General features: G+C 62.5%; 27 protein-coding genes. 2 read left to right on the top strand and 25 right to left on the bottom strand.

What is annotated here, in order from left to right:
- Positions 1 to 79 precede the first annotated feature (79 nt).
- The 5 genes from HU750_RS09970 to HU750_RS09990 are packed head-to-tail and all read right to left on the bottom strand — an operon-like array spanning position 80 to position 3963.
- On the bottom strand, positions 80 to 712 hold the full coding sequence (locus HU750_RS09970) for an SCO family protein (protein WP_027591987.1): 633 nt from the start codon (positions 710 to 712) through the stop codon (positions 80 to 82).
- Positions 709 to 1602: a heme o synthase gene (cyoE, locus tag HU750_RS09975; protein WP_027591988.1), complete on the bottom strand. Its 894-nt coding sequence runs from the start codon at positions 1600 to 1602 to the stop codon at positions 709 to 711. The genes HU750_RS09970 and cyoE overlap by 4 nt, the downstream gene beginning before the upstream one ends.
- On the bottom strand, positions 1587 to 2660 hold the full coding sequence (locus HU750_RS09980) for a COX15/CtaA family protein (RefSeq protein WP_027591989.1): 1074 nt from the start codon (positions 2658 to 2660) through the stop codon (positions 1587 to 1589). Before HU750_RS09980 ends, cyoE begins: the two co-directional genes overlap by 16 nt.
- A 9-nt stretch (positions 2661 to 2669) precedes the next feature.
- Positions 2670 to 3254 (bottom strand): PA_0111/PP_0108 family redox-active disulfide protein, encoded by a 585-nt coding sequence (locus tag HU750_RS09985; RefSeq protein ID WP_027591990.1) that lies wholly within the window; start codon positions 3252 to 3254, stop codon positions 2670 to 2672.
- Entirely contained in the window at positions 3220 to 3963 is a 744-nt protein-coding gene (locus HU750_RS09990; protein WP_186679418.1) for an SURF1 family cytochrome oxidase biogenesis protein, read from the bottom strand. Before HU750_RS09990 ends, HU750_RS09985 begins: the two co-directional genes overlap by 35 nt.
- 51 nt (positions 3964 to 4014) lie before the next feature.
- Here HU750_RS09990 and HU750_RS09995 point away from each other — a divergent pair, with 51 nt between their 5' ends.
- Entirely contained in the window at positions 4015 to 4218 is a 204-nt protein-coding gene (locus HU750_RS09995) for a twin transmembrane helix small protein (protein WP_027591992.1), read from the top strand.
- Positions 4219 to 4250: 32 nt separating this feature from the next.
- Here the strand turns inward: HU750_RS09995 and HU750_RS10000 are convergent, their stop codons facing one another.
- From HU750_RS10000 to coxB, 4 genes are read right to left on the bottom strand one after another with little or no spacing between them, the layout of a single operon-like run.
- Positions 4251 to 5138: a cytochrome c oxidase subunit 3 gene (locus HU750_RS10000; protein ID WP_027591993.1), complete on the bottom strand. Its 888-nt coding sequence runs from the start codon at positions 5136 to 5138 to the stop codon at positions 4251 to 4253.
- Between the two features lie 16 nt (positions 5139 to 5154).
- Positions 5155 to 5721, bottom strand: coding sequence for a cytochrome c oxidase assembly protein (locus HU750_RS10005; RefSeq protein WP_027591994.1), 567 nt, complete (start codon positions 5719 to 5721; stop codon positions 5155 to 5157).
- 2 nt (positions 5722 to 5723) lie between these two features.
- On the bottom strand, positions 5724 to 7313 hold the full coding sequence (gene ctaD / locus HU750_RS10010) for a cytochrome c oxidase subunit I (RefSeq protein WP_186679168.1): 1590 nt from the start codon (positions 7311 to 7313) through the stop codon (positions 5724 to 5726).
- Positions 7314 to 7356: 43 nt separating this feature from the next.
- Positions 7357 to 8484, bottom strand: coding sequence for a cytochrome c oxidase subunit II (gene coxB, locus HU750_RS10015; RefSeq protein WP_085272114.1), 1128 nt, complete (start codon positions 8482 to 8484; stop codon positions 7357 to 7359).
- Positions 8485 to 8852: 368 nt separating this feature from the next.
- Here coxB and HU750_RS10020 point away from each other — a divergent pair, with 368 nt between their 5' ends.
- On the top strand, positions 8853 to 9494 hold the full coding sequence (locus HU750_RS10020) for a hypothetical protein (protein ID WP_027591997.1): 642 nt from the start codon (positions 8853 to 8855) through the stop codon (positions 9492 to 9494).
- Positions 9495 to 9613: 119 nt separating this feature from the next.
- Here HU750_RS10020 and HU750_RS10025 read toward each other — a convergent pair whose 3' ends face one another.
- The 16 genes from HU750_RS10025 to trbG all read right to left on the bottom strand — a co-directional run bounded on the left by HU750_RS10025 (position 9614) and on the right by trbG (position 25100).
- Positions 9614 to 11140, bottom strand: coding sequence for a SulP family inorganic anion transporter (locus tag HU750_RS10025; protein ID WP_186679420.1), 1527 nt, complete (start codon positions 11138 to 11140; stop codon positions 9614 to 9616).
- Between the two features lie 198 nt (positions 11141 to 11338).
- Complete coding sequence (locus HU750_RS10030) at positions 11339 to 12058, bottom strand: carbonic anhydrase (protein ID WP_099452544.1); 720 nt, start codon at positions 12056 to 12058, stop codon at positions 11339 to 11341.
- A gap of 392 nt (positions 12059 to 12450) precedes the next feature.
- On the bottom strand, positions 12451 to 12990 hold the full coding sequence (traF, locus tag HU750_RS10035; RefSeq protein WP_186679170.1) for a conjugative transfer signal peptidase TraF: 540 nt from the start codon (positions 12988 to 12990) through the stop codon (positions 12451 to 12453).
- On the bottom strand, positions 12987 to 14810 hold the full coding sequence (locus HU750_RS10040; protein ID WP_027592001.1) for a type IV secretory system conjugative DNA transfer family protein: 1824 nt from the start codon (positions 14808 to 14810) through the stop codon (positions 12987 to 12989). The genes traF and HU750_RS10040 overlap by 4 nt, the downstream gene beginning before the upstream one ends.
- Before the next feature lie 45 nt (positions 14811 to 14855).
- A complete protein-coding gene (locus HU750_RS10045) occupies positions 14856 to 15395 on the bottom strand; it encodes an IncP plasmid survival protein KfrC family protein (protein ID WP_186679173.1) in 540 nt (179 codons plus the stop codon).
- An 11-nt stretch (positions 15396 to 15406) separates the two neighbouring features.
- Positions 15407 to 16117, bottom strand: coding sequence for a TraX family protein (locus tag HU750_RS10050; protein ID WP_027592002.1), 711 nt, complete (start codon positions 16115 to 16117; stop codon positions 15407 to 15409).
- A 5-nt stretch (positions 16118 to 16122) separates the two neighbouring features.
- Positions 16123 to 17817 (bottom strand): phospholipase effector Tle1 domain-containing protein, encoded by a 1695-nt coding sequence (locus HU750_RS10055; protein ID WP_186679175.1) that lies wholly within the window; start codon positions 17815 to 17817, stop codon positions 16123 to 16125.
- A gap of 68 nt (positions 17818 to 17885) precedes the next feature.
- On the bottom strand, positions 17886 to 18512 hold the full coding sequence (locus HU750_RS10060; protein ID WP_186679177.1) for a hypothetical protein: 627 nt from the start codon (positions 18510 to 18512) through the stop codon (positions 17886 to 17888).
- Between the two features lie 77 nt (positions 18513 to 18589).
- Complete coding sequence (locus tag HU750_RS10065) at positions 18590 to 19195, bottom strand: lysozyme family protein (RefSeq protein ID WP_027592004.1); 606 nt, start codon at positions 19193 to 19195, stop codon at positions 18590 to 18592.
- Between the two features lie 11 nt (positions 19196 to 19206).
- Positions 19207 to 19509, bottom strand: a complete 303-nt coding sequence (locus HU750_RS10070; RefSeq protein WP_186679179.1) for a TrbM/KikA/MpfK family conjugal transfer protein — start codon at positions 19507 to 19509, stop codon at positions 19207 to 19209.
- Between the two features lie 13 nt (positions 19510 to 19522).
- A complete protein-coding gene (gene trbL, locus HU750_RS10075; protein ID WP_186679186.1) occupies positions 19523 to 21277 on the bottom strand; it encodes a P-type conjugative transfer protein TrbL in 1755 nt (584 codons plus the stop codon).
- A 15-nt stretch (positions 21278 to 21292) separates the two neighbouring features.
- Positions 21293 to 21538, bottom strand: a complete 246-nt coding sequence (gene trbK / locus HU750_RS10080) for an entry exclusion lipoprotein TrbK (RefSeq protein ID WP_186679188.1) — start codon at positions 21536 to 21538, stop codon at positions 21293 to 21295.
- A gap of 10 nt (positions 21539 to 21548) precedes the next feature.
- Entirely contained in the window at positions 21549 to 22349 is an 801-nt protein-coding gene (trbJ, locus tag HU750_RS10085) for a P-type conjugative transfer protein TrbJ (protein WP_186679189.1), read from the bottom strand.
- Between the two features lie 22 nt (positions 22350 to 22371).
- Positions 22372 to 23757: a TrbI/VirB10 family protein gene (locus tag HU750_RS10090; protein ID WP_186679190.1), complete on the bottom strand. Its 1386-nt coding sequence runs from the start codon at positions 23755 to 23757 to the stop codon at positions 22372 to 22374.
- A 6-nt stretch (positions 23758 to 23763) separates the two neighbouring features.
- Positions 23764 to 24207, bottom strand: a complete 444-nt coding sequence (locus HU750_RS10095; protein WP_186679192.1) for a conjugal transfer lipoprotein TrbH — start codon at positions 24205 to 24207, stop codon at positions 23764 to 23766.
- Between the two features lie 2 nt (positions 24208 to 24209).
- Complete coding sequence (trbG, locus tag HU750_RS10100; protein ID WP_186679206.1) at positions 24210 to 25100, bottom strand: P-type conjugative transfer protein TrbG; 891 nt, start codon at positions 25098 to 25100, stop codon at positions 24210 to 24212.
- Position 25101: the final 1 nt, after the last annotated feature.

The following is a 25101-nucleotide window of genomic DNA, read 5'->3' on the forward strand; positions in this document are numbered from 1 at the left end:
CCACAGGTACATCGCTAGCCTCAGGCTTTGGGATGATGCCGTGGGAGCGGGCTTGCCCCGCGAAGCTTTTAAAGCCTGTTTAGTCCCGCTTGACCAGCCCCGGCAACTGCGCCACCAGCTTCTGGTTGTTGAACGGCGCACGAATGAACCCGCGCTGACGCCCATCCGGCCCAACGATCGCCAGGTTGCCGCTGTGATCCACGGTATACCCCGGCTTACTGGTATCGGCCGGAATGAACGGAATGCTCAAGGCATTCGCCAGCTTCTGGGTGTCTTCGATCGACCCCGCCACCCCCACAAAATCTTTGTCGAAGTAGCCCAGGTACTGCTTGAGCTGGTTCGGCGTGTCGCGGTTCGGGTCCACGCTCACCAGCACCACCTGCAACCGGTCCACGGCTTCCTTGGGCAATTCGCTCTTCACCTGGCGCAACTGGGCCAGGGTGGTGGGGCAGATGTCTGGGCAATAGGTGTAGCCGAAGAACAGCAACGACCATTTCCCCTTGAGGTCATCCAGTTGCACGGGCTGGCCATCCTGGTTGGTCATGGTCACGTCCGCCACCGTACGGCTCTGCGGCAAGAGGATGATGCCGGCGTCGATCAGCTCGGTGGGGTTCGGCTGATCGCGGCCATTGAGCACCTTGTTGACGGTCAGGCCCAGGATCAACGCGACCAGGGCGACGAGGATGAAGACGGTTTTCTGGGTTCGGGTCATAGGTTCAACAACAGGTAGTGGTCAATGAGCAACGCGATGAACAGCGCGAACAAGTAGCCGATAGAGTACTTGAAGGTGCCAATCGCTGCGTGCGGCCGGCTGCCACGGTACAACACCCAGGCCCACTGCAGGAAGCGCAGGCCCAAGGCGAGGGCACAGGCAAGGTACAACGGGCCGCTCATGTGGATGGCATAGGGCAGCAGGCTCACCGCCAGCAAAATCAGGGTGTAGAGCAGGATATGCAACGTGGTGTAGCGCTCGCCATGGGTCACCGGCAGCATCGGGATATCGGCCTTGGCGTACTCCGCTTTGCGGTGGATGGCCAAGGCCCAGAAGTGCGGTGGGGTCCAGGCGAAGATAATCAGCACCAGCAACAGTGGCTCGGCACTGACATGGCCGCTGACCGCCACCCAGCCAAGCAGTGGCGGCGCCGCGCCGGCCAGGCCACCAATCACGATGTTCTGCGGCGTGGCACGCTTCAAGAAGCCGGTGTAAAGCACCGCATAGCCCAGCAACGACGCCAGGGTCAGCCAGGCGGTCAGGCTGTTGGTGAACACCAGCAACAGCGCCATGCCCAGCACCGCCAGTGCCAACGCAAAGGCCAGCGCCGGTAGCGGCGCGACCCGGCCTGTGGCCAACGGCCGTTTGTGGGTACGCGCCATCAAGGCGTCGATGCGCCGGTCTACCACGTGGTTGACCACCGCCGCGGCGCCCGCACACAGGCCAATGCCCAGGTTGCCGAACAGCAGCACGCTCCAGGCAACGCCTGCGCGGCTGGCGAGGAACATGCCTGCCAGGGAGGTGATCAACATCAGCACCACCACCTTGGGCTTGGTCAGCTCCAGATAATCGCGCCAACCTGCCCGTCGTACGCTTAGAAGCGTCGCCACGAATCGTTCCTCATAGGGTGGGAGATATCCACGCCCACCACCGGCGTCAGGCGCCAGCCATGGCCGACGCGCACTTTGTCGACCACGCGGATGCGGTAATTGACCAGCACCATGCTCATCAACAGCATGGCCCCGCCTGCGTTGTGGGCCACTGCCACGCCAAGCGGCAGGTGGAACAGCACGTTGCTAATGCCCAGGCCGACCTGCACGGCCAAGGCCAGCAACACCAGCCGGGCCAGGCCAGAAAGGCCGCAGCGGTAAAGCTTGAAGCTCAGCATCAGCAGCACGGCACTGACCAGCAAGGCACCCAGCCGGTGGCTGATGTGGATGGCCGTGCGCGCATCGCTGTCCAGCTGCCCGCCCAAGTAGTTGGGGCCGACGTGCTGGGTCAGGTGAAAACCGTTGCTGAAGTCCGCTGCCGGCCACCATTGGCCGTGGCAGGTCGGCAAGTCGATACAGGCGACCGCCGCATAATTGGCGCTGACCCAGCCCCCCAGGGCGATCTGGCCGATCACCACCAACAGCGCCAGGGCCGCGATCCGGCGCAGGCTCAACGGCAGTTTTGGCAATGGCGCAAAGGCCCGGGATAGACGCAGAGACAGCAGAAACAGCAGGCTCAAGGTGGTGAACCCACCCAGCAGGTGCGCGGTGACCACTTGTGGCCACAGCTTGAGGGTTACTGTCCACATGCCAAACGCCGCCTGGGCCAACACCACCCCCAGCAACAGCACCGGCAAGCGGTAGGGCTGGCCATCACGTGCATGCCGGCGCACGGCCTGCAACGCCAGCCAGGCAATCACCAGCGCCAGGGTGCCGGCGAAGTAGCGATGGACCATCTCGGCCCAGCCCTTGGCGGCTTCCACCGGGTGCTCGGGGAAGTGCATTTCGGCATGGGCCAGCTGGGCGTCGGTCTTCGGCACACTGATAAAGCCATAGCAGCCGGGCCAATCGGGGCAGCCCAGGCCTGCATGGGTCAGGCGGGTATAGGCGCCCAGCAGCACGACCAGCAGTGCCAGCAGGGTGGCGAACACAGCAAGGCGGAATCCGGGTCTGGCCATGACAGGCTCCTAGCCGATGTTGGACAACTTGAGCAGGTGACGCAGGTCGTCCAGCACGTGCTTGCCATTGACCTTGGCGTCGTAACGCAACACCAGGTTGCCGTGCGGGTCGACGATCCACAGTTGCGGGCCAAGCTCACCGACCTTGTTCAGGTAGCGCTGGGCATCCAGCGGGTAGCGTTGCAACTGCGGGTACTCACGGCCGAGCAGCGCCTGGTAGTCAGCGCTCAACGGCTGCGCGGCAGCCAGCGCATGGCTGGCACGGCCGGCATCACGGCCCAGGCCAACTTGTATCTGCCGGGCCAGGTACACCAGGCGCTGGCAATCTTCGGCGCAGGCCTCGGGCGTGCTGACCAAGACTTGCCAGCGCGCGTCCTGGCCATCGATGCCGATATCGCTGCGGCTCTCGCCGTTGCCGATCATCGCGCCGTGGTAGCTGCGGCCGTCTGGCACCCAGAACTTGAGCTTGTACATGCTGGTGGCCAGGATCATCGGGCCGAGCACTACCAGCAGAATCAGAATCAGCTGCAAACGCCCGCGGGTTCTGGGCTTGCTGCGTTCAGGCACGTCCAGTGGACGGGTGGCGGCGGCCATGGTGGTTCTCCTTTTTGTTGTTGTGCCAGCCAAAGTAGAGGTAAAGCAGCACCAGCGCGGTGGCCAATGCAAACCACTGCACCGCATAGCCCAGGTGCTTTTCCGGCCCCAGTGCGACGACCGGCCAACCCAGGCGATAGCTGGCCGGCCCGGGCTCCAGGCGCAGCTCATGGGCGTAGCCTTCGCGGCCCAATTGCTGCCACAGCTGGGCGGCATCGATGGCCGTCAGCAAGTGCGGCCATTGGCCGCCGGCGGGGTCCGGGTGCAGCTGGAAGGTGCTGCCCGGCGCTACATACACCGACGCGTCCAGCGCCAGCGGCTGCGCCGGGGTGGCGAAGTGCACCGGCACGCGGCGGTCCGGCCACGGCAACCAGCCGCGGTTGACCAGCAACCACAGCCCACTGACCTGGTCATGGAAGGGCTGCAACAGCTCGACGCCGGCCTCGCCGTCGCGCATTCGGTTATCCAGCAGCAGGCTGTGTTCACCATCGAAACGGCCGTACAGGTGCACACGGCGGTAGGCGGCATCGTCGCGTTGCTGCAACTGGGCAGTGGAGAGCGGCGTGTCGAGGCTGCGCTCGGCATAGGTCGCCAGCAGCGCGCGCTTTTCGTCGGCGCGGCCCAATTGCCAGCAGCCAAGCGCGATCAACCCCGGTAGCAGCGCAAGCACCACCAGGGTCGGGACCCAACCTGGGCGAAACGGCCTCACAGGCGCCTCGCTATACTTATCCACATCACCGCATCCCCCCGGAGAAGCGCCATGCTCAAGGCCGCGATTGTCCTGATGCTGTTGGCCACGGTTGCCAGCCTGTTCAGTGGCCTGGTGTTCCTGGTCAAGGACGACGAAAACTCGACCCGCTTGCTGAAGGCACTGACCGTGCGCGTGACCCTGGCGGCCCTGACCATCGGCCTGGTGGCCTACGGCTTCATCAGTGGCCAGCTGGTGTCACACGCCCCCTTCTGAACCTGTATCGCCTTGACTGGCCTGCACATGTGTCAAAGCACATACACAAAGATGAACAGCCCCACCCACACCACATCGACGAAGTGCCAGTACCAGCTGGCCGCCTCGAAGCCGAAGTGTTTGTCGGGGTTGAAGTGCCCGCGCAGGATGCGCACGAACATCACGATCAAGATGATCGTGCCCAGCGTCACGTGGGCGCCGTGGAAGCCGGTGAGCATGAAGAAGGTCGCGCCGTAGATCCCCGAGCCCAACGTCAGCCCCAGCTTGGTATAGGCCTCGTGGTACTCGTAGGCCTGCAGCGTGATGAAGCTGATGCCCAGCGCGATGGTCAGCGCCATCCACAGTTTCAGCGCACCCCGGTGGTCACGCCGCAAGGCATGGTGGGCAATGGTGATGGTCACACTGGAGCTCACCAGCAAAATGGTGTTGATCAACGGCAAGTGCCAAGGGTCGATGACTTCCTTGGGCGGCGGGAACAGTTTCGGGTCAGGCGTGTGCAGCAGCGGCCAGGCAAACTCGAAGCTGGGCCACAGCATGTGCGCAACGCCTTTGGCCCCTTCACCGCCCAGCCAAGGCCCGGCCAGTACGCGGACGTAGAACAGCGCGCCAAAAAAGGCCAGGAAGAACATCACCTCGGAAAAGATGAACCAGCTCATGCCCCAGCGGAACGAACGGTCCAGCTGCGGGCTGTACAGCCCGCCACGGCTTTCTTTCACCACCGCCCCGAACCAGCCGAACAGCATGTAGGCCAGGCACAGCGCGCCGACGAAGAAAATCAACGGCCCATGGGAGTCGGGGTGCCCGGCTTTCATGTCGTTGAACCAGGTGCCAAGGCCGAACACCGTGATGAACATGCCGACCGTCGCGATGATCGGCCACTTGCTCTGCGCCGGAACGTAGTAGTGCTCATGACTTGCCATTGCTGTTCTCCTTCCCTTAACGGGCGCCCTGAACGTCCTGGGCCGCAACATGCGCGACCGGCGGGTGGCGAGCGGTGATGTCGAACAAGGTGTAAGCCAGTGTCAGGTGCTTCACGCTGGCCGGCAGATCGCGGTCGACGATGAAGCGCACCGGCATCTCGATGCGTTCGCCGGGCTGCAGCACCTGCTGGGTAAAGCAGAAGCACTCGGTCTTGTGGAAGTACGCCGCGGCCTCGGCCGGGGTGATGCTGGGTATCGCCTGGGCGCTCATCGGCCGGTCGGTCGGGTTGCGCGCGACGAAGATCATCTGGTTGACCGCACCTGGGTTCACGTCGATCTGGTCGGCCGTGGAGTAGAAATCCCAGACCATGTCGCTGGCGTTGGTCGACATGAACTGCACCCGTACCGAGCGCGACGGGTCGCTGACCTGGCTGCCTTCGTACTGGCCGCCGGTCTTGCCATTGATGCCAAAGGCCTTGCACATCACGTCGTAGATCGGCACCAGGGCGAAACCGAAGGCGAACATCACCACCGTCAGCATCAGCAGGCGCATGACCAGGCGTTTGAGCGACAGGCCGTTCATGGCTATTTCACGTCCGGTGGCGTCTGGAAGGTGTGGTAAGGCGCAGGCGAGGGGATCGACCACTCCAGGCCCTCGGCACCGTCCCAGGGTTTGGCCAGCGCCGGGGCGCCGCCGCGGATGCACTTGATGACGATGAACAGGAAGAAGATCTGCGTGGCACCGAACATGAACGCGCCGATCGAGGAGACCATGTTGAAGTCGGCGAACTGCAGGTTGTAGTCCGGAATACGCCGCGGCATGCCCGCCAAGCCCACGAAGTGCATGGGGAAGAAGGCCATGTTCATGCCGACGAACGACAGCCAGAAGTGCAGCTTGCCGAGGGTTTCGTCATACATGTGGCCGGTCCATTTCGGCAGCCAGTAGTAGGCCGAGGCGAAGATGCCGAAGATCGCCCCAGGCACCAGCACGTAGTGGAAGTGCGCGACCACGAAGTACGTGTCGTGGTACTGGAAGTCGGCAGGCGCGATGGCCAGCATCAACCCGGAGAACCCGCCGATGGTGAACAGGATGACGAAGGCGATGGCGAACAGCATCGGCGTCTCGAAGGTCAGCGACCCTTCCCACATGGTGCTGACCCAGTTGAACACCTTCACCCCGGTCGGCACGGCAATGAGCATGGTGGCGTACATGAAGAACAGCTCGCCCACCACCGGGATGCCGACCACGAACATGTGGTGCGCCCAGACGATGAACGACAGGAAGGCGATCGCCCCCGTGGCATAGACCATCGAGGTGTAGCCGAACAGCGGCTTGCGCGAGAACGCCGGGATGATCGAGCTGACCGCGCCGAACGCCGGCAGGATCATGATGTACACCTCGGGGTGGCCGAAGAACCAGAACACGTGCTGGAACAGCACCGGGTCACCGCCACCCGCGGCGCTGAAGAAGCTGGTGCCGAAGTGGATGTCCATCAGCATCATGGTCACCACACCAGCCAGCACCGGCATCACGGCAATCAGCAGGAACGCGGTGATCAGCCAGGTCCAGACGAACAGCGGCATTTTCATCAAGGTCATGCCGGGGGCGCGCAGGTTGAGGATGGTGGCAATGACGTTGATTGCGCCCATGATCGAGCTGATGCCCATCAGGTGGATGGCAAAGATGAAGAAGGTCACGCTGGCCGGGGCATAGGTGGTCGACAGTGGCGCGTAGAAGGTCCAGCCGAAGTTCGGCCCGCCGCCGGGGCTGAACAAGGTCGAAACCAGCAGCAGGAAGGCCGCAGGCAACAGCCAGAAGCTGAAGTTGTTCATCCGCGGCAGGGCCATGTCCGGCGCGCCAATCATCAGCGGGATCATCCAGTTGGCCAGGCCGACGAAGGCTGGCATCACCGCACCGAACACCATGATCAGCCCGTGCATGGTGGTCATCTGGTTGAAGAACGCTGGCTCAACGATCTGCAGCCCCGGCTGGAACAGCTCGGCGCGGATCACCATGGCGAACGAGCCACCGAGCAGGAACATCATGAAGGCGAACCACAGGTACATCGTGCCGATGTCCTTGTGGTTGGTGGTCAGCACCCAGCGCATCAGGCCCTTGGCCGGGCCGTGGGCATGCTCATGGCCGTGGGCGTGGTCGTCGATCACTGCACTCATGTCCTGTCTCCTGCAATCCATTGATTGCCGCGAGTAACCCGGTTCATTGCGCTTCTGCCTGCTTGAGCGCCAGCACATCCTTCGGCGTGACCATGTCGCCCTTGTTGTTGCCCCAGGCGTTGCGCTCGTAAGTGACCACGGCGGCAATGTCGACTTCCGAGAGCTGCTTGCCGAACGCGGCCATGGCCGTGCCGGGCTTGCCGTGGAAGACGATGCTCAGGTGGCCTTCCTTCGGCCCGGTGGCAATCTTCGAGCCCTTGAGGGCCGGGAACATCGGCGGCAGGCCCTGGCCTTCGGCCTGGTGACAGGCCACGCAGGTGGTGTGGTAGACCTTGTCGCCGCGCTCGACCAGCTCTTCGAGGGTCCACTCCTTGCTGGTCAGCTCCTTGAGTTTGGCCGCCTCGGCCTTGCGTTCGCCAAGCCAAGTGTCGTAATCGGCCTTGGACTTGACCTCGACCACCACCGGCATGAAGCCGTGGTCCTTGCCGCACAGTTCGGTGCACTGGCCGCGGTAGATGCCGGGCTTCTCGATGCGCGTCCAGGCCTCGTTGACGAAGCCTGGGATGGCATCACGCTTGACCGCGAACGCCGGCACCCACCAGGAATGGATCACGTCGGCCGCAGTTACCAGAAAGCGCACTTTCGCACCCACCGGCAGCACCAGCGGCTGGTCGACTTCGAGCAGGTAGTGCTCGTCCTTGGGGGCCTTGTTGTGAATCTGATCGGCGGGGGTGGCCAGGTTGCTGAAGAACTCCACGTCCTGGCCCAAGTACTTGTAGTGCCACTTCCACTGGTAGCCGGTGACCTGGATGTCGATGTCCGACTCACTGGCGTCGTAGATGTCGATCAGGGTCTTGGTCGCGGGGATGGCCATGGCCACCAGGATCAGGAACGGCACCACGGTCCACATGATTTCGACCCAGGTGTGCTCGTGAAAATGCGCTGCCTGTTGGCCTGTGGAACGGCGGTGGACGACCATGGACCAGAACATCGCGCCGAACACCACGATGCCGATGATCACGCAGATCCAGAAGATGGTCATGTGCAGGTCGAAGACGGCGTTGGAGACTTCCGTCGCCCCCGGGTGCATGTTGACGGTCCAGGCGGCGTTGGCCTGTCCGAAAACCGTCCACAACAGGAGGCCCATCCAGACATGTGGATGTCGCATCATTGCGGGTTCCCCTTCTAATTCTTGTAGTCCCGAAGGCGTGGCCTGCGGCAAGAGGGAACGGCGGTCAAGACTGCCTGGCTTCGACGACCGAGCCCCTGCAAAAGCAGACGGGCCTCATCAACGAATCACGTTCAACGGGAGTATAGACAGCGACCAATGGCACGCAATGCAGCCTGTGAAATGAACTTCACGAAATTGCCCAATGCCCTGAAAACCGCGCGCTTGATAGGATATGGCGCAATAGTGGCATACCGATATGCCAGAGCAAGCACACGTTTGCGCGGTTTATAACAAATACGTCTTAGGTATTCTGTATACCGAGCTAATTTAGTGTCTTCCGTTTGACACGTAATGTCCCTGGAGTTGTCATGAACATCGCTGCTGTACGCGAGCAGATTAGCCAAGCCCATCAACACGAACTTGAAACCGGCCAACTGAAAGAACGTCTAGAGCTACAACTGCCGCACTTGCACCCCTCGATCCAGCTACCTGAGCAGGACGCCCAGGGTAGTTTGGCGCGTTTCGTCAGCGCCTACATCGACCAGGTTCCAGAGCTGCTGGAGGCTGCCCACGAGGTAGCCCGCGAAGCGGGGATCGAGTCGCAGATCAAACCGGTACTGAAAATTGCCGAAGCGTATTTCCAGCAGCCGCCCACGGTAATGCAAGGGCATGTCGGGCTGGATTGCCTGCTGGACGAGGCCTACCTGGCGCATCGCCTGGTGGAGGAGGTCAACGACCTGTACATCCGCCACTTCAAGCAGCCGTTGATTCCGTTCGACACCACGATGGCCAACCTGATTGCCCATCAGCTGATCGGCGAGACCTTCGCCAACCAGCTCGATGAAGTGGTACATCATTCGGTCGACGAGATGCTCAATGACGAGAGCTTTGCGGTGGAATCGGTGGAGGCTTATCGCGAGAAACTGAGCAGCCCGGAAACCGGCAACGCCTGGAAGCGTTGGCCGTGCCTGTCGCGTCAGCTGGGTGTGGAGCTGGGCCAGCCTGCCTGATACTCCTGTCCCGGCCTCTTCGCGGGGCAAGCCCGCTCCCACAAAGTGGATTGCATACCCACGGTGGGAGCGGGCTTGCCCCGCGAAGAGGCCGGCTCAGGCAACACAACAACTAAATACTAAGCCCCAACCCCCGCCGTCGTCCGCAGCCGCCCCTCGATGCGCCGCTTCAAGCGCCGCTGCTCGATCAACAAGCGCGACCCATTGGCTGCATTGCTCCGGCCCCAGTCCTCAAGCAGTTCCAGGCACGAGTGGTCGATATAGCTGAGGTTACCCAACGGCACATGCAAGGTGGTCCCCGCCGGCACCGTGTCCAGCACCTGGGTCAACGCCGGCACCTTGAGGAAGGTCGCAGCACCACTCAGGCGCAGTTCCATGTGCCCAGGCTTGCCCAGGCTCACCAGGTTGATTTTCAACCGCGCCGCCTTGAAGGCCAGCTTGAGCAAGGTCAAGGCAAAGCCCAGCAGTACGCCGGTCAGCAGGTCGGTGAAAATGATCGCCAAGGCCGTCGCCGCATAGGTGAACATCGGCATGCGGCCATACCGGCCCAACCCACGAAACGCCTTGAAGTCCACCAGCTTGATGCCGGTAAACACCAGCACACCCGCCAAGCTCGCCACCGGGATCTGCTGCAGCACACTGCTCAACACCACGACAAACGCCAACAGCCACAAGCCATGGAAAATCGCCGAGGCTCGGGTCTGTGCGCCGGCCTGGACATTCGCCGAGCTGCGCACGATCACCCCGGTCATCGGCAGGGCGCCGAGCACACCGCACAGCATGTTGCCGATGCCTTGGGCGGACAGTTCGCGGTCGAAGTCCGAGCGCTGGCCGCTGTGCATACGGTCCACCGCGGCAGCCGACAACAGGGTCTCGGCACTGGCAATGAACGCCAGGGCGAATGCCGCCACCAGCAAGGTCGGGTCGGCCAGGTTCATCAGGTCATCCAGGCGGATCCAGTCGATGGCCTCGGAAAGGTCTGCCGGCACCTGCACCCGGTTCACCGGCAGCGCCAGCCACAGGCTGATAGCGGTCATCGCTGCTACGCCCAGCAAGGCACCGGGCACGAACCGCAGCTGTTGCGGCCGCAAGCGCTCCCAGCCCCACATGATGGCGATGGTACCCAGCCCAAGTGCACCGGCTTGCCAGCCGGCCCCCGCGCTTTCCAATGGCAGGGCTGCGGCCAGGGTTGCCGGAAACGCCAGCAGGTTCTGCATGCCCGAAGGCTGCGGCGCCGTGTCGAACATCACATGCACCTGCGACAGCACGATCAGCACACCAATACCCGCCAGCATGCCGTACACCACGGCCGGTGCCGTGACGCGGAACCAGCAGCCCAGGCGCAAGCGCCCCGCCAGCAATTGCAACAGCCCGGTCAGCAGCAGGATCGGCCCGAGCATGGCCACGCCGTGCTGGCGCACCAACTCGAACACCAGCACCGCCAAGCCGGCGGCAGGGCCACTGACCTGCAGCGGCGAGCCCGCCAGGAAGCCCACCACGACGCCACCGATAATGCCGGTGATCAGGCCCTTGGCAGGCGGCATCCCCGAGGCGATGGCGATGCCCATGCACAAGGGCAGGGCGACCAGAAATACCACCACCGACGCCAACAACTCTCGCGGCAAGGCCGCTTTCAACTGTGTCATGTTCACCGTGTTTCTCCATTTGTCTGTTGCACGGCCATTCCTCTGGCCGTGAGCACGTTGGCCCCTGAAAGACGCGCAGGCGCGGGCCGCCAGCGAGCATGCCGGCAAGGCAATCAGGGAATTCAAGGCAGCCGAAGGCCGCGCCACACCCCTACAGGGTGCAGCCGGCTATCAAGGTTCTAGCGGTGGAAGGGTCGCTTAGTAGCGGCCTCTCGGGGTAGCGCAGGGGATCGGCTCGCCCGCAGCCAGGGGCAGGAAGCTGTCGCTGGCAGCGTCATAGGCTTCGATCTTGCTGGTCTCGATGTCGTAGACCCAACCATGGATATACAACTCACCCGCCGCCAGGCGCGAGGCGACCGAGGGGTGAGTGCGCAGGTGATGCAGCTGGGCGATGACGTTTTCTTTGGTCAGCACCTGCATGGTCTCGTGCTCGCTGCCGCAGGAGCAGTTGTTCTCGACCACGGTGCGTGCCACTTCGGCATGGCGCAGCCAGGCGGAAACCGTCGGCATCTTGGTCAGCGATTGCGGGTTGAGTACCGCACGCATCGCGCCGCAGTCCGAGTGGCCGCAGACGATGATGTGGTGTACACCCAGTGCCAGTACCGCGTATTCGATGGCGCTGGAGACGCCGCCGTTCATCTGACCATACGGGGGCACCACGTTGCCGACGTTACGGGTCACGAACAGGTCGCCTGGCGAGCTTTGGGTAATCAGCTCGGGGACGATGCGCGAGTCGGCACAGGTGATGAACATGGCGCGTGGCGTTTGCGCGGTGGCGAGCTTCTTGAACAGCTCTTGCTGCTCGGGGAAGACGTCATGGTGAAAGCGCAGAAAGCCGTCGACGATGTGCTTCAGGGCGGCATCGGCGCTCTCGGCGGGTACATCCGGAACGACCTTGGATGGGTCCTTGACGGGCATGATTCATCCTCTTGACGGTGTGAAGGTAAGTCCATTTTACCGGTGAAAGATTCAGGCTATGCAGGGATTTAGATGACGCGCACAGGCCACAGATCACAGTCTTCGTTGACTGATTGCCTACGCTAGCGGGGAAAACTTAACTGAAACTTAATTCGGAGGCTCTAGAACAGGCGTTCCAGATAGGTAAGGCGGGATTTGAATAATAGCAAAAAAACATCAATTGCCTAGTACCATTACTGTAATTATTCACTTGGATTAGTGGTACTAGGGTTACCTGTAGGAGCAGCCTTGTGCTGCGAAGAGGCCAGTAGCCTGCAATGGATGTTTGGTGCGGCTACCGGCCTCTTCGCAGCGCAAGGCTGCTCCTACAACGGCTCGATCGAGCGGCTGGGTTACAACGGCGTTTTTCGCCAAACCAGCCAAGGCTCGACCACCTCGTCCAATTGCGCTTGCGGCACGGCCCCGAAATAACGGCCATCGAACGACAAGCGGCTGTAATCGGAGAGCATCAGCACCTCGTCGCTGCCCAAGCGGAAGTGCGCCAACGGTGGCTGCGGCATGGGGCGGCCACTGGGGTCTTGCTGCAACGGCTGGCTACGCACCTGCAACTGCCCGTTGACCCTGACCCCCTCGGCAGTGATCTGCACGTCGTCACCCGATACCGCGACCAGCCGCTTGAGCAGGTGCATGTATCCCCCAGGGCAGGTTCCCCCAGCCAGGTAGCCGCGCGCGTGCGCTAGCTGAAACACAGCCTCCTGCGGCGGGCAAAACATCACCAGGTCGCCTTTTTCCGGTGCCTTGTCGACCACCCAGTAAATGCCCGGCGGAAAACTGCTGGTGACGTTGAGCCGCGCGCCGCCCCACAGCACCAGCGGCACTGCGCAAAACGCCAGAATGGCCACGACAGCGGCCACGCTCAACGGCCGTTTCATGCCGGCAACTCGATGGTGCGGTCGCTTTCACGCGGTGCCGGCACCTTGGCGCGGGCCAAGAAGACCGGGTCCTGGAAGTACAGCGGTTGCTTGCCATAAAACGCCGGGTAGCCTGCGCAATACACCACCATGTCGCCGGCTTCCTGGATATTGCCCTGGCCATCCTTGCGTGGGCCTGGCATGCGCAGGGCCTCGTCGGTGGTCAGCAGCGGTCGCTGCACTTCCTGAAGGGTGCGCGACACCTGGCCCAGCAATGCGCTGGAACGTCGCCCGCTGGTGGTCACCTGCTCTTTGACGATGGTGGTCTGCCCGGTGAGCTTGGACAGGTGCTCCGCCGTTTCCACCCGGTTTGGCGGGTAGGCGTTCTGGATGTGGCAGTTGGAGGTGATGCTCTCGTTCTGCCCGTAGAACTCCTGCAACTGCGACAAATCTTGGATGATCAGGTAGCACTTGATGCCATAACCGGCCACGAAAGCCAGCGACTCCTGCATGATGTCCAGCTTGCCCAGGCTCGGGAACTCGTCGAGCATCATCAGCAGCCGGTGCTTGTAGTGCGCCTTGGGCCGGCCGTCCTCGAAGTCCATCTTGTCGGCCAGCAAGCGCACGATCATGTTCACCAGGATGCGCACCAAGGGGCGCAAGCGCGCCTTGTCGTTGGGCTGGGTGATGATGAACAGGCTGACCGGGTCGTCGTGGTTCATCAGGTCGCGGATCTTGAACTCTGAGCGGCTCACGTTGCGCGCCACGATCGGGTCACGGAACAGCGACAGGTACGATTTGGCGGTCGACAGCACCGAGCCGGCCTCTTCGGCAGGCCGGTCGAGCATGTCGCGTGCAGCCGACCCCACCAGCGGGTGGTTTTCGCCATCGAGGTGGCCGTAATGGGTCATTTCCGCCCACAGCTCGCTGATTGGCCGCGACGGGTCGGCGAGCATGGCGTCCAGCGCCGGCAGGCTGGCGACACCACCCTCGTCCTGCGAGCGGTAGCACAGGTGCAGGATGCAACCCACCAGCATCGCCTGCGAGGTCTTCTGCCAGTGGTCGTTGAGGCCCTTGCCGTCCGGGTCGACGATCAGCGTGGCCAAGTTCTGCACATCGCCCACTTCAAACTCAGTGCCCAGGCGGATTTCTTCCAGCGGGTTCCAGCCCACGCAGCCATTGGCGGTGGCCGGCTCGAAACGCAATACCCGGTTGCCGGCATGCTGCTGACGCCAGCCAGCGGTGAGCGCCCAGAGTTCGCCCTTGAGGTCGGTGATCACCGCGCTGTGCTTCCACGACAGCAACGTCGGAATCACCAGGCCAACGCCCTTGCCGCTGCGCGTCGGGGCGAAGGTGAGGATGTGCTCCGGGCCGTTGTGGCGCAGGTAATGCAGCTTGTTGCGCTTGTCCAGCCAGGCGCCTACGTACACGCCATCATCAGCCAACAGGCCGGCGCTCTCGATATCCTTGCGCTCGCCCCAACGCGCAGAGCCATGAAGGAACTGATTGGCCTTGGAGCTGTTGCTGCTGATCATGCGGATCACGACCATCGCCATCATGCCGACGCCGCTGACCAGAACCCCCAGGGACCCGGCGCGCAGCAGGGTGTCCTGGTACTGATCGGACCAGTTGGCGGCCCACACCAGAATCATCCATGGGGCGTAGACGCCATTCAGGTTGGCCCCCAACGCCGCATGGTTATTGAACAGGTAGGCGAAGTACTGGGTGGCAGTAGCCAGGCCGGCCAGCAGGCAGAAAATGGCCAGGATGGCCTGCCCCGTGTTGCCGCCACTGCGCTGGCCGCCGCGGATCTGCGGGCCCACAGCGTTGTTATGTTTCATGGGTTCGCTCCGTGAACGAAAGGATGGGATAGGGAAGGTGCTGGTTCATGGCGAGGTTGTGCGCGAACGCCCGATGTCCTGGGCCTGGGTACGCCGCTGCGCCTCAGAAAGCGTGCGCTCGGCCTGACGCTGCAAGCTCCATTGCTCGACCAGCTCTGGCTGCTCGGCGCGCAGTTGGCGCACCGCCAACTCCTCGATGCGTGGGGTGTACAGGCCCATGCCGTGGTGCAGCTCCTGCACCCGCTCCAGGCGGCCTTGCAACTGCTGCAGCCGCGCCTGGCAACGCTGGTTGCCCTGCTCCCAGGCGGCGCGGGTGGAGGGCAGGGCCAGCCAGCCCGGGCGCGAGGCCTGGTTCTGCTGCAATTGCGCCTGTTGGCGGTCCAGCATGGCCTCCAGGCGCTGCTCCAGGGCCCCGGCCTGCTCGGCCTTTTGCTCGACGCATTCGCCAAGGGCCTGGTTGTAGCGTGCTTGCACCGGGCTGGCGTCCAGCAGCGCGGTCTGCTCGGCGGCCAGCGCCTGAGCTTGCGCCTCCAATGCCTGCCCGGCATCGTCGAGCGGCGGCTTGGGCGGTTTAGGCTCGTTCATGGGCATCTGCTTCATATCAGGAAGAGGTATCCGGCCTTGGCCATTGGGATGCGAATCAGCCACAGCGCCAGCAGGTGCAGCGGGTAATAGGCGTAGAACAGCCAGCGCCAGCGCGGCAGGTCAGGCCTGACCCAGCGGGCGGCCAGCAGCACCGGCAACGCGGCCAGCGCCCAGGCATTGCCGTTGATCGGCGTTAACGCCGCAAGTGCAAGCACGGCCCCCACAGCAGCCAGCAGGTTCGGGCGCCGCACGTACCACCCCACACACAGCCCCAGCAGCACGGCCGGCCACCAGAATTCGACCCAGGCACCGCCCACGACCACCACCAGTAACGCCAGCCCCCAGAACAGCGGCCGCCCTTGCGCAGCACGGTCGCAGGCCTCGGTCGCCAGGGTAATCACCAGCAACGTGAAGAGGATGTTCAGCGGGTAGCCGCCGTACAGCAGCCCCCCGAGGGCAATGAACGGCGGCGTCGCCAACACCCCGAATAGAAACAGGCGCAGCGCAGTGCGCCGGTAAGCTCCATTTTCCACTGTTCCCGGCCGCGCCAGGTTGTACGCCAGCACGACCACGAACAGCGGCATCGCCAAGCGCCCTGCCTCGAACAGGTAAGGCAGGGTCTCGTTGAACAGGTACTTGTTCACGTGGTCGCCGGTCATCAGCAACAGCGCCAGCCACTTCAGCGCTTCCACCGTACCGTCGGCGAGTTGCAGGCGCGGCATCGAAATCACCGACGCATGGCCTGGGAAAGCCCGGTATCGAGCTCCAGCTTCGGCGCCACATCACGGGCCAGGTCGCCGATGCCTTTCTCGTGGACAATCGCCGTGCTCTTGCCTACCTGGAAGTTGCGGCTCGGGTCGACGTCACGGCGGTCATGAATGACGAACTGGTCGGTCTGGCCGACCTTCTGCAGGATGTGGTGCTCGTCCATGTCGACGACCATCCCGCTGACGGCCTTGCGCCCACTCTCCGAGGCTTCACCGATGCTGGCCGACGGGTTCAGGCCGCGGGCTTTGTCTTCCATGGCCTTGAACGAGTCGCTGCGCTGCTGGGCCTGCGGGTCTTGCTGCTGGCCCTGCTTGGCGCCCTCAGGGACTGGCACCGCTTGCAGGTTCAGGCTCTCGATATAACCAGCGCTGGGCCGTGAAGCCTTAAGCTCGCCAGACAGCGTAGCCACTTGCTGCTGTGAAGTGGCGGCCCTTTCCGACATGAGCTCGGCATACAGCCCTTTGCCCTCTTCTATCGCCTGCTCGCGCGTGTCAATGCCCAGGAAGCGTTTCGAAGCGGACAAGGCATCTTGCCCCAGCGATTTAAGACGATCACCGATCCCCTCAACGGCTCTGGAAACGCTGTTGCGGCTAAGCCGATCATCGTTCTCGAAGATTACCCCGCGGCCATTGGTCTCGTGATCGAAGGGGCGAGCCTGGCGGTCAAAGACGTTGATCATGCCGCGTTCCATCGGGAAGGGCATATTGTCCACTGTCTGGAACGAGCCATCCGCGTTGCGGCTGAACGCGTTCTCACCCTTCAACAGGCGCGAGTCGATGAGCGCTTGCTCAACTTTCTCCGGGCTTTTGATCAACGTGTTGTACTGCTCGATGCGCTGAACATCCTCCTGCTGCATCGGCTTCATTTCTATACCGGCCGACTGCAGGCGATCGTGCATCACCGCCAATGGCCCGGCTGCCAGCACATCGTCCTTGTAACCACCGCCGACCTGCGAATGCGCGCCGGCAAACTTCAACTCCTCGATGCGCGAGTTGTCGTCGTTACGCAGGGCACTGGTCAGGGGGAACGTGTCGCGGTACTCGTTCATCGCCACCAGGTGGGTGGTCGAATCGATGTTCTTGCTGATCTCCAGGTTCTTGCCCAGATGGGTATCGGTATTCGACAAACCGTCAGTGGCGACCGTGTCGAAGATACCCAGCTTGTTGACGTGCGCCTGGCCTGGGGGAATCAAGTATTCCCCGGTCGCTTTGCCCTGGTCATCGAGTTTGGGGACGCCACGTTCGATGAACTCGTTGGCCAAGGCGCGGGACTGCGATGCACCGCGGCTGAAGCCGACAATGTTGACGTCGATCTGCTGGTCCGGGTACTTGTTGTGAAAGGCCACGATGGAGTCGTAGGCCTGGTCGATACGCTCCTGGGCACCCCGGCCGGTTGCGCCTTCGAGCAGCGAACGCCCGCTGGTACTGGATTGGCTGCCAACACCATCGAAGTAGATCTTCTCCGATTGGCCGGAGCGCTCCTTGGCGTCGTACTGCTGCGGTTCATGCCCCGAATTGCGCGCCAGGTTGGTACCTTTGGCGGTGTCCAGGTCATACAGGCGGGCAACGTTGGTCTGCGTGCCTTCAGGTGTATTCAGGTCTTTATTGTTACCGGTGCCGTCGAAGTACACCGTAAAACGCATTGCATCGCTCATTTCATATCCCTATGGATCATCCCGCCGCCAGGACAGGACGAACGCTCCAAGACATTCTCGAACCCGTATCAGGCACCCGGTTTGTTTAGGGTCACGATCAGATCGTGGACACCATCACCGGCGCTTCGGGTGTAGCGTTCGAAGAATGCTTCGCCCAAGTTCAAGAGTGGGGACCCTCGCAGCGACTGCCCGGCAGCACGGATCGCCAAAGCACCAAAGCTTTCGCCCATGGCGGCAACACTCTTGGTGCGGTCAGCGGGATTGTCGTAAGGCTTCTGGTACCAGGTCGAAATCTGATACTCGACGTTCTGCGCCTCCAGTGCCTCATTGAGGTGTTTGGCCAGCGCGAAGAGCGACTCCTTGATCAGGGTGGGGTCAATTCCCTCAGCCTTCATCACCGCTTCTACAGGTAGGGCAGCAGCGCCAATCAAGTCCTCATGGGTATAACCCTTCATCGGCGGGAACACGCCTTCGGGGAGTTTCATGCCCGGGGTGTAGGGCTGGTACTGGCCTTGATTGTCTTGCATGGAAAGCTCCTTGGCTTGAAGTTCAGAAGAGGTGGCAGGCAGGAGCATGCAGGCTCCCAGCACGAGGGGTACGAGCGCGCCAAGGCGCAGCCGCGGCCAGAGGCGGCTGGGGCGGCGCGATGCCTTGTCGGTAACGGGGGTGCCCATACCGAGAGTGGGTAGGTTCAATCTTTCTCTCCTTGCATCCGCCTCGCGGCGGGTCCCTGTATCGTTTCGAGATGCGGCTACTGTGACCAGCGAATCCATCATTTGCTCCCCATCACCAGCCCACGTGGCACGTAGGCTGACGTGCCCACGGGTTGCGGCATGACCGGCTGCTGCACGACAGCCGCCTTCACCGCCTGCGCGGTGTCGACCACTGCCACGGACGCCTCGGCCGGTGCGCCGGAGAATACCGCGCTCTGCGCCACCTGCTGGGTGGCAAAGCGGGCATCCAGCCAATCGGCCCAGTAGACGGCGCGGCGCATGATCTGTTGGCGGTAGCGCGCATTGATGGCGGGGGTGCGCGAGTGGTAATTCGCCACCCGCGTCCACAAGTCGCCGCGGTCATTGCGCACGTGGCCACGGATGCGCCAAGCGGCCAGCTCATAGGAGTAGCAGCCGCCTTGCTCGACATCCTCAGGGGTGATGCCGTAGCGCGAGAGTTCGCGCAGGTAGGCGGTATTGAACTGCATGGGGCCGACGTCGTAGGTGCCATTGTGGTTGCGCACCCACTGGCCAGGCTTGCCACCTTCCTGGCCGGACACGGCCAGGACGATGTTCACCGGCAGCTCGTATTTGACCGCCGCCATGATCGAGCAGGCGATGGGTTCGCTCAAGGCCGGGGGCGGAACGTCAGCGACGAATGGCATCGTGGCGCGCCTCAGATGACCTTGCCGAACTTGTTATTGATCGACTTGGTCTTTCCCGAGTCGGCGGCCTCGCATTTGTCGAGGAAGGACTGGCGAGCGTCCGAGGTCTGGCTCAGTTTGATCTTGCCCTTCTTCTTTTTGACGATGCTGAAGTAGTCATTGACCGGGCCACTGCAGTTATCGACCACACCCGCCCCCTTGAGCTTGCCCCACATGCACAGCACAGTGGCGCAGGGGTCTTTGGCCTGGGCGGGCAGGGTGACGGCGAAACTGGCGGCTAGCACGGCGGCTGGAAGAACCTTTGCAATTTTCATGAGCACTCCTTGTTCAAGTCCTGTCCTGTTTGCTTTCGCTGAAGTTTTTCACTTCAGCATCGGGTTCGAAGTCACGGCTGGGCGATCGGGTGTCCAAGTTCGAACGGCTGCTGGAACCGGGATCGGAGATTTCATTGGCAATGCGCCCGGCAAGCGACTTGTCGATGCGGGACTGCGCAACCCGCCCCACGCCAGAGGCCAGGTTGGCGCCCATTTGCAGGGCTACGCGGCCTGCTGATGCCATCTTGCTGGATGCTGCGTTGCTGCCCCCCTCTGCAGTGCCACCCTTGCCACCGGTGGCACCCGTGCCACCCTGTGAACCCGAACTGCCCTCGGCAGATCCGCCGCCGCCGGCTGATGCCGCCTCTGCAGCGCCAGAGCCGGAGCCCCCTGCTGAAGATGACTCTGATGCCCCACCCGCGCCAGATGCGCCGGATGCCCCCTCGGACGAACCGCCACCGGAAGATGCACCGGATGATTCAGCACCTGACGATGATTCAGAGGATCCACCCCGAGAGGACGATTCGCCTCCCGCAGACGAGGCCGCCTGGGCAAGGCCTGATGAGGCCGAAGATGCCGAGGAGGCCAAGCCCATTACCGAGCCGAGCGGGCTGGCACCGCCATTGGAGCTGCCGCCGCCAGTGCTCCCTCCACTTGAGCTACTGGGTGACCCCAGCATCCCCGTCATACGCGACGCGATATCCCCACCGGCGGAGGCCGTCGACTGCGCGCCCTTGAAAGCGGAATGCAAGGCCTGCGCGGCGCCCATCAGGTTCGCCCCACCCGTCATCATCGCCGAGGCGCTCTTGCCCATCATCGACGCAGCGGTGGTTGCAGCCCCCACTACGGCGCCAGCACTGAAGTTGCCGATGCCGGTAGAAGCACTTCCGGCGCCGCCCACCAGGGCTGCAATCATCGGCGGTATCTTGTTCACCAGTATCAACAGCAGCACCGAGGTCACCATCATGACCGCGAGTTCCTGCACGGCAACTTTGTCACTGATACGGGCGGCAAAGGTCTGGATAAAGCTCTTGCCAATCGCAACCAACAGCACCATGGCGAACAGTTGCGCGCCAAGCCCCAGTACTGCGCGGAAGTAGTTAAGCGCCATATCAGACGTCCAGCGTGAGCCGCCAAAGCCCAAGAAGAACACCCCCGCGTACAGCAGGAACCAGCTTGATGCCAACAGCACCAGCAGGTTGATAGACACGATGGCCAGCACCAGCAAAATACCAATGGCCATGAACTCCATCGTCAGCTGGCGGCCCATTTGGTGCCAGCTCAGTTTGCTGGTTGCCTTGACGGTCTTGTCATAAAGCTCGAACCCCAGGTCGACGATGGAGGACGGCTTCAGCTCGGTATTGCCGATGTGCCCCGCAGTGGCGCCGAGTTGGCTCATCGACTTGACGATGCTGTCGGCGATTTTCAGCCCGCCCATCGCGTTCTGCAGCAACCACCAATACAACCCAAACACCACCATGAAACGGATGAGTTCGGAAAAGAACTCGCCGATGTCGGCTTTTTTCATCAGCAACATGCCGAACGTCCAGACCATGGAGATGGACGCCAGGGCAAAGAACAGCCGCGTTGCAGCGCCTTGGATCGCTGGCAACCAGGTGCTGGTGGCGCTATGGAACCTCTCAAGCACCTCATCCATGACACCTGAGCTGCCTAACTGCCCTGTCGCCGCATGGGCAAGCGTCGGAGTTGCGAGGCAAACAGCAACCAGCAGTACACTCAGGAACAGTTCCCGACGCGTGCCAATCATGTGCGTAATCCCACCTTAGTATTTGCCTTCCGGGCTTTTCTCAAACTTCCACTCGGTCATTTCCTGCGCCGCGTTGAAGCTTCTGCACCCGTCGATGAATTCGTTTCGATTGGCCTCTTTAGAGAGGCTCGACAGGTTCTTTTCATAGGTGCCTTTGGCGCAGTTTTCGGCCGTTGGCTCAGGGACTTTTTCCTCGGAACAACCGGCCAGGTTGAACAGCACGCCCACGGCGATGGCGAGTTGCAGAATTTTGCTCTTCATGGTGCTTTCCTCAGTATTTGCCTTCAGGGCTTTTTTCGTATTCCCACGTCGTGACGCGTCTTGCCTGGGCCTCACCGCGGGCCTTTTCATCCAACTCAGCCGCCGCGCGGTTGGCAGTCGCAGACTGCTCAGCCAGCATCAGGCTGCGCAACTGCAGTAGTTGGTTGGTCTGTTGACTGGCCAACTGGTTGGCATATTGAATCGCCTTGACCTGACCATCTGCCGTGCTGGCCGCTTGCTGAAGGCGCTCCAGCTGCCTGGAATCGGCCTGCAAGTTCTCTTGTTGCTGCTTGATGCTTTTGAACAACGCATCGTTAGCCGTTTTTTGCGATTCGGAGGCCATTGCTTCATGCTCGGCGAGCTCCGCCTGGTCCTCCTCGGTGCAGGTGCCGAGGCCGAAGCAGGGTGAGCTTTTGTAGTAACTGGTGTCGCGGTACTTGCTCAGGTACGAATCAAGGCTCCCCGCCTGAGTCGTGTAGTAATTGATCATGCTCTGGGCTTCCATCAACTTGTTGATGGTCGAATTGGCCTGGTCCCAGATATAGGCAGCCGGTGCGGCCGTGTTCTTCAACATATTCTCGTACTGGTCGAGCTGCTTCTTGTACTGCAACGCCTGGGTCGTGTACTGCTCGATCTGTGTTTTGTATTCTTCGATCTGCTTGGCCGTCTGGGCAATGTTCTCGGCTACCCCCAGCTGGCTGATGCCCGCGTGTATCCCGTCCACAACAGGGATACCGGCATGCGCCTGCAGGGTGAACCCCAGACCGGCCAGCAGCGCAATGGTGGGTTTCAACAAGGCCGTGTGCTTCATGTTGCTCTCCTTGGCAAATGGTTCAGTAATCGAAGGACTGGTAAGGCTTCGAGAACGTCAGGTCCTTGGTCACCATCACGTTGAAGCGATAGCCCGGACGGATTTCGAGGGTTGGCGCGATGTTCAGGTTCTTCGAAATCATCTGCGCGGTCACCTCGCCCAACTGCTGGCCGAGCGCCTCGCTCATGGCGCTGCTGGCGGTCTCACGGTCACTGCTGTCACTGCTGGCACGGTCCTGGCTGAGGCTGATGCCGGCGACGATGCCGGACATCAACAAGGCCGAGCCGAAGATCCGTACATAGTGGTTGTTGACCTGATCGTTGAAGCCGGAATAGCCGGCGCTGTCGCTACCCGGCATCGAACCGATGTCCATCGCCTTGCCATCCGGGAAGATGATGCGCTGCCAGGCGACCAGTACCCGCGACTGGCCATAGGCCACGCTGCTGGAGTAGGAACCGACCAGGCGCGAGCCCTGTGGCAACAGCAAGTGCTTGCCGGTAGCGGTGTCGTACACAGCCTGCGCGACCTGAGCGATGATCTGCCCAGGCAACTCGGAGTTGATACCGGCAATCATCGTGGCAGGGATCACGTAGCCCGCGCGCAGCTCGTAAGGGCTACGGGGTGATTCCATGGTCACGTCCATCTTCCAGCGGTCGCTGTTCTCCGTGGTGCCGAACTGGTTGTAGTCCTTGCCAGCGTTGCTGGCGGCTTGCACCAGGAACGGCGAATCGCCCTGCGCACCGCCGCCACCGCCCCCGCCTGAGCTGATCGCCTTCAACTCGGCCATGCGCGCCTTGTAGGCTGCGGTCGGGTCACTGCGCGAGGCCTCTTGCATACGCTGGCGTGCGGCAGCGATGCGGGCCAAGGCGTCCTGCTGGCTGGACGGGGCGCCGGCAGCGCCGAGGCTTGAGCCAGCGCTGCGCGGGGCCTCTACCCGGACGGTACTCTGCGCCCGGACGGCCTCCTGGAACTGCTGCATCTTCATTTGGCGGATGCGTTCCAGTTCTTCACCGTTGACGCTCGGCGGCATCTCGCGCGGCGGCATAGGCGGGGCATCGAGGTTGCTCGGGCGTACCACCTGCAAGCTGGCGGGCTGCGGTGCGGGCGTGTCGTCCAGAGTCGGCATGGCCGGCGGCTCAACTTTACTGGGGATGATCCCATCTTGGTCCATGCCATTGATCTGCTGGGCAAACATGCTGCTGTTGCCGGCTTTTTCCGCTTTCTTTTCCTCAGGCTTGTCCTGCTCTTCGGCACGATCGGCCGCCACCAGCAGCATGATCAGCAGAAACACCATGGCGGCGGCGCCAATCAGATAAATCGGCCAGTTGTTGACCCGACGCACACCGCTGTTGCGATGCAGTTTGCCGGGCGATGCGTCCGGCGACATGACATCGTTCTTGCTACTCATCACACGTCACTCCTTGCGTACCCAGGCCCCGGCGGCCAGCACCTGGCCGTTCTGCACCGCGTAAACACGGCTCAAGGACTCACGCCCGACCAGCAGGGTGACCCGATAGAGGTCGCTGTCCTTGGGCGCATCGACGATGTAGTTGACCTGCAGCGGCGCAACCGTACGCGCCGTTGCGGGTACCGGCTGAGCCTTAGGGTCAAATTCCTGTACCGAGAAACCGGAGGCGCGCAATGCGCTGACCAGGGATACGCCGTAGCCGTCAGTGGTTTCCTGGGCGATACGCAAGCGCGTGCGGGCCGGCGCGTGCACGACTGCCAGTTGGCGCGCGGTGGCGCTCGCCAGCTGCTGATTGATCGCCGGCGTGGTTCGGTCGGCAAAGTTGCCGTAGGGCCCGTGAGCACAACCCGCCAGCCACAGGCAAACGAAGGGTGCGGTCCATGCGCGCATCGTTATTTACCCCTCTGGATGGTGACGCGGTCCTGCGACTTGCCGACGCCAGCAATCAGGATGGCCTTGTCGAATACGGTGTCGACGATGTAGCGGTCGCCCTGAACCCGGTAGTTGACCATCACGGTCTCATCATCCTTGAACCAGCCACCGTCCTTGCGCACGACCACCAGGGCCGGCGCTTCGGTCTGGCCCATGGTGCGTGGCATCTGGATGATGGTCTTGCTGCCGTCGTTGTACACACGCACCGGCTTCCAGGAGGTTTCACCGCTGACGCTGTAGTCGAAGTTCAGGTTGCCCAGGTATTCGCCGGTCTCCGGGATGGTCGCCTTGCGGCGCTCGGTGGTTTCGCGGTTCTTGATCAGGTTCCACTTCGCCAGCGCTTCTTCCGGGTAGGTGAAGGCGACTTGCGGCATGTATTCGGTACGGTGCGAACGCAGCTTGAAGTGGTAGGTGCGGCGGTTGGTGGTGACCACCAACGAGGTCTCCAGGCCCACATCCATCGGTTTGATGATCAGGTGCTGGACTTCGCTCTCGCCCACGCCGGTAATCGCCGGCTCGACTGTCCAGCGCGCGGTGTCGCCGAGGTTGATCGAGTTGACCTGCTCACCCGCCTGCAAGGCGATGTCGCAGACCTGCAGCACGGCGCAGACGATGCTCGGCTGCTGGGCGCCGAAAATGAAACGTGCGGTGCCGTCACCGCCATCCACTGGCTTGATGCCGGTGGCACTGGCTTGCTGCCAGCGCTGGGAAATCGCCAGTGCGGCCTTCTCCTGCGCGGTCAGGGTCGGGTTGGCATCGGAAAAGTACAGATCGGCGGCGCTGGTGCCCGGCGCAGCCTGCGCGAACGCGGGCAAAGCCGCCGCCAGCATGGCGCAAAGGTAACGGTTCATG

This window comes from Pseudomonas sp. SWRI50 (genome assembly GCF_014269095.1).
Lineage (GTDB): Bacteria > Pseudomonadota > Gammaproteobacteria > Pseudomonadales > Pseudomonadaceae > Aquipseudomonas > Aquipseudomonas kermanshahensis.